General features: G+C 73.8%; 5 protein-coding genes. 2 read left to right on the top strand and 3 right to left on the bottom strand.

Translation table 11 applies throughout. The features are described 5' to 3' along the window. Together FJ694_RS35840 and FJ694_RS35835 are read left to right on the top strand one after the other, a co-directional pair. Positions 1–795, top strand: a 795-nt coding sequence (locus tag FJ694_RS35840) for a TRAP transporter large permease subunit (RefSeq protein ID WP_157272294.1), incomplete at its 5' end; no start/stop codon positions are given. A 161-nt stretch (positions 796–956) separates the two neighbouring features. Beyond that, on the top strand, positions 957–1232 hold the full coding sequence (locus FJ694_RS35835; protein ID WP_157272293.1) for a hypothetical protein: 276 nt from the start codon (positions 957–959) through the stop codon (positions 1230–1232). A 4-nt stretch (positions 1233–1236) separates the two neighbouring features. Here FJ694_RS35835 and FJ694_RS35830 read toward each other — a convergent pair whose 3' ends face one another. The 3 genes from FJ694_RS35830 to FJ694_RS35825 form a co-directional block, all read right to left on the bottom strand. After that, the gene (locus FJ694_RS35830; RefSeq protein WP_232540379.1) at positions 1237–2793 is read right to left on the bottom strand and encodes an ABC transporter permease/substrate-binding protein; all 1557 of its coding nucleotides are present in this window, start codon (positions 2791–2793) and stop codon (positions 1237–1239) included. 38 nt (positions 2794–2831) lie between these two features. Next, positions 2832–3029: a DUF3606 domain-containing protein gene (locus FJ694_RS36965; RefSeq protein WP_198321184.1), complete on the bottom strand. Its 198-nt coding sequence runs from the start codon at positions 3027–3029 to the stop codon at positions 2832–2834. A gap of 60 nt (positions 3030–3089) precedes the next feature. After that, positions 3090–4235 (bottom strand): translocation/assembly module TamB domain-containing protein (locus tag FJ694_RS35825; protein ID WP_198321183.1); only part of this gene is annotated, 1146 nt, incomplete at its 5' end.

Here is a 4235-nt window from a genome sequence, read left to right as displayed (position 1 = left end):
GGCGCCGCGCCCGCTGCGGCCGAGGCCGCCGCCGCGCGGCCCGCGCCGCAGGCCTTCTGGATCACGCTGGCCGTGGGCGCCGCCGCGCTGGCGCTGTTCTACGCGAGGCTGAGCTTCGCGCGGCTGGAGATCTTCAAGATGCTGCTGGCCAGCTTCTTCCCGCTGCTGATCCTGATCCTGTCGGTGCTGGGCTCGATCGTCTTTGGCCTGGCCACGCCGACGGAAGCGGCGGCCGTGGGCGCGCTCGGCGGCGCGCTGCTGGCGGCGGCCTACGGGCGGCTCAACCTGGAGGTGGTCAAGGAATCGGTCTATCTCACGGCCAAGACCAGCGCCATGGTGTGCTGGCTGTTCGTGGGCTCGGCGATCTTCTCCGCGGCCTTCGCGCTGCTGGGCGGGCAGGAGCTGGTGGAGACCTGGGTGCTGGGCATGAACCTGAGCCCCACGGAGTTCCTGATCCTGTCCCAGGTGCTCATCTTCATCCTGGGCTGGCCGCTGGAGTGGACCGAGATCATCGTGATCTTCATGCCCATCTTCATCCCGCTGCTGGACAACTTCGGCATCGACCCGCTGTTCTTCGGGCTGCTGGTGGCGCTGAACCTGCAGACCGCGTTCCTGAGCCCGCCGGTGGCGATGAGCGCGTTCTATCTGAAGGGCGTGGCGCCGCGGCACGTGACGCTCAACCAGATCTTCGCGGGCATGCTGCCGTTCATGGGCATCCAGATCGTGGCGATCGTGCTGCTGTACGTCTTCCCGGCCATCGGGATGTGGCTGCCGCAGCAGCTGTACGGGCGCTGAGCGCCCGCATGGGCCGCGGCACGGGTTGAAGGCCCCGGTCGCGGCCCCATGTGCCTGGCATGAGGGGCTGCGCCGGGTGCAAAGGAACTGCCGCCGGCATATGTATATAAAAACAGTAGCCTGGCAGCCTTTCCTTCTGAACCCGCCACCCGCCTCCTGCCATGTGCACCCTGGACTGCTTCGCCCGCCCGGCCGCCGCGCCGGTTCCCGTCGCCGCTGACGATGCCGGCGCGGCGCACCTCTCCGGCCACGAACTGCGCTGCCTGTTCAAGCGCATCGCCGCGCTGCGCGAGCAGGCGCAACTCGCGGTGCTGGGCGCCGACGCGGCCCGCGCCGCCGAGCCGGCCGCGGCGCTGGACCGCATCTGCAGCGCGCTGCACGAGGCCGAGCTGCAGATCGCGCAGGCCGAGCGCCTGGCGGCGCGTCAGATCGACTGACCTGCTACCCCGGCACGCGCCGCAGCCACCGCTCCAGCAGGCCGAACGCGCCCTGCACCGCCAGCGCCAGCAGCGCCGCCGGCACGGCGCCGGCCAGGGTCTGCGCGTGGTCGTTGAGCGCCAGCCCGGAGACGATGCGCTCGCCCAGGCCCCCCGCGCCCACGAAGGCCGCCACGGTGGCGGTGCCCACATTGATCACGGCCGCCGTCTTCACCCCCGCCAGCAGCGTGGGCAGGGCCAGCGGCAGCTCCACGCTGCGCAGCACCTCGGTGCGGCGCAGCCCCAGCGCCGCGGCGGCCAGGCGCAGCCCCGGCGGCACGCCGGCCAGCCCGGCATGGGTGTTGCGCACGATCGGCAGCAGCGCGTAGACGAACAGCGCCAGCAGCGCCGGCACGAAGCCGATCGTGCCCAGCAGCGCGATCAGGAAGGCCAGCAGCGCCAGCGACGGCACGGTCTGCAGCACCCCCACCGCGCCCATGAGCACCCCGGCCAGCGGCCGCACCCGGTGCGCCAGCACGCCCAGCGGCACGCCCACCGCCACGGCCAGCGCCAGCGAGCCGAACACCATCGCCAGGTGCTGTGCCAGCAGCCGGCCCAGGTCCGGCGCCAGCAGCCGCTCGGTGAAGCCGGCCGCGGCGCGCGGCGCCGGGGCAGCGGTGGCGGCGTCGGCCGTGGACGCCGATGCCGGCGCCGGTGCCAGCGCCAATGCCGGATCGAGCCGGTCCAGGAACTCGCGCGCCACGGCGGCGAACGGCTGCCCGTCGAGCTCGGCGCGGGCGTTCATGGCGGTCATCGCGGCCGCGTCGATGCGCCCCTGCAGCGCCGCGGCCAGCGGCCGCTCGTCCAGGCCGGTGCGCATCAGCAGCACCGCGTCGTAGCGGGGGAAGAAGCCGCGGTCGTCGCGCAGCACGCGCAACCCCAGCCGCGCGATCTGCGCATCGGTGGCATAGACGTCGATCAGGTCCACCTGGCCGCGCGCCAGCGCCTGGTAGGCCAGCCCGTGGTCCAGCCCGGGGCCGGCCTCGGCAGCGAGCCCGTAGGCGCGGCGCAGCCCCGGCCAGCCGTCGGCGCGCTGCAGGAACTCGTGCGACAGCCCGAAGCGCAGCGCCCGCAGCCGCTCTGGCGGCAGCCGTGCCAGCGCCGAGAGCGAGTCCACGCCCAGCCGCGCCGCGTGGTCCTCGCGCATGGCCAGCGCGTAGGTATTGTTGAAGCCCAGCGGCACGGCGGCCTTGAGCCCGCGCGGCGCCAGCGCGGCATTGAGGGCGTCGAGCGTAGGCGGCGCCGCGCCCGGCGCGTCGGGCAGGCGCAGCAGCTCGCGCGCGATCGTGCCGGTGTACTCGGGGTACACCGCGATGGCGCCGCTGGACAGCGCCTGCTCCAGGATGGCGGTGTTGCCCAGCCCCTGCCGGTGCTCCGCGGCGATGCCCGCGCGCCGCAGCGACTGCGTGACGATCTCGCCCAGCAGGTAGCTCTCGGTGAAGCGCTTGGAGCCGACCAGCACCGGGCTGGCGCCCGCGCCCGTCGCGGCCAGCGCGGGCAGGGCGCCGAGCAGGCCCAGCACCAGCGCCAGCAGCGCCGCCAGCAGCGCCGGCGCGCGGCTCAGCTCGCGCCGGCGCTGCTGCCCTGGTTGAGCAGGTGCTCCTGTACCGCCTTCGGGTCGGTGCCGGCCGCTTTCACGGCCTCCTCGATCTGCACGGGCGTCACCCCGAAGTACTCGGCCCAGCGGCTGCAGTTGTTGTCGTCGCTGATGTCGACGGTGCCCGAGGGCGGCTGGGGGGGAGAGGTGTTGGTGTCCATGCCCCGGGCCGGCAAGCGACGTGCCCCGGCCGCCTGCACCCGCGCCGGTAGCGGTTGCCATCAGTCCCAGCGCCACGTCCACACCAGGTCCACGCCCGTGGTCTCCCCGGTGAGCAGCCGCAACGTGAAGCGCTCGGCGATCTTGTAGACCAGGTCGAAGCCGCCGCCGGTGGCGTCCAGGCTCTGGCGGTAGCCGACGTAGAAGCGCTCCGAGAGCTGCTTGCCGAAGCCCACCACCGAGCTGGCCAGGCCGTTGGCGCCCTGCGAGAACGACAGCTTGTCCAGCCCCAACCGCTGCGCCAGCCCGGGCCCGCCACCGCCGCCGTCGCCGCCGGCCAGCAGCGCCAGTGCCGCGCGCTGCAGCAGCGCGGTCTGGTCGCCGGCGAGGTCCGTGCTGGCCTTGCCCAGCGTCAGCCACGACAGCGTGTCGATGTCCGACATCGCCGGAATGGACACCAGCGCCACGCGCGGGTTCTGCGCCGTGCCGGTCACGCCCACGCCCACCTTCACCGCCTCCAGGTCGGTGCGCAGCGCCTCGATGTCGAGCGTCGGGTTCGCCACCGGCCCGTTGAAGATGACCAGTCCGCGCGTGATGTCGAGCTTGGCGCCGTAGGCGTCGAAGACGCCGCCCACGGTGCGCACCGTGCCGGTGACCGCGACCTGCTCGTTGGGCGCCGTCACGCGCAGCTCGCCGGCCAGCAGCGTGTTGATGCCCTTGCCGCGCACGCGCAGGTTCTGCCCCAGGTCCACGCGCAGATCCAGCGCCATGCGCATCGGCGCCTGCGGCTGGTCCGTGCCCCGCGGCGGCTTGCGCGCGAGGGTCGGGTCGTCCACCACGATCACGTCGTCGGAGAGGGCCGGCGCGCTGCTGCGGCCCAGGTCGATCAGGCCCTCGTCCACCCTGAAGCCGCCGCTGACCGACAGGTCGCGCCCGCGCAGCTGCACCTGCGAGCGGCCGCTGAGCGCGATGCGCCGGTCCACGCGGCCCAGCGCCTGGAAGCGGTCGGCCACCACGGCGATGTCGGCGCCGGGCTGCTCGCCCAGCCGCGCGCCGCCTTCCAGGCGCAGCGTGCCATCGCCGGCATAGGCCACGAAGCGCTGGATGCGCAGCTGCTCGCCCTCCAGCGCCACGCGCAGCTCGCCGTTGCGCACGCGCACGCCCTCGACGAAGTTGCCGACGCCCAGCCGGTCGCCGTTGAGCACGCC

Source organism: Azohydromonas aeria, assembly GCF_009760915.1.
Lineage (GTDB): Bacteria > Pseudomonadota > Gammaproteobacteria > Burkholderiales > Burkholderiaceae_C > Azohydromonas > Azohydromonas aeria.
Note: the sequence above shows the minus strand (reverse complement) of the source record. Positions and strands in the feature narration are given on the sequence as shown.

Coding starts and splice junctions, on each gene's coding strand:
- FJ694_RS35835 (WP_157272293.1), top strand. CDS start 957: ATGTGCACCCTGGACTGCTTCGCCCGCCCGGCCGCCGCGCCGGTTCCC.
- FJ694_RS36965 (WP_198321184.1), bottom strand. CDS start 3,029: ATGGACACCAACACCTCTCCCCCCCAGCCGCCCTCGGGCACCGTCGAC.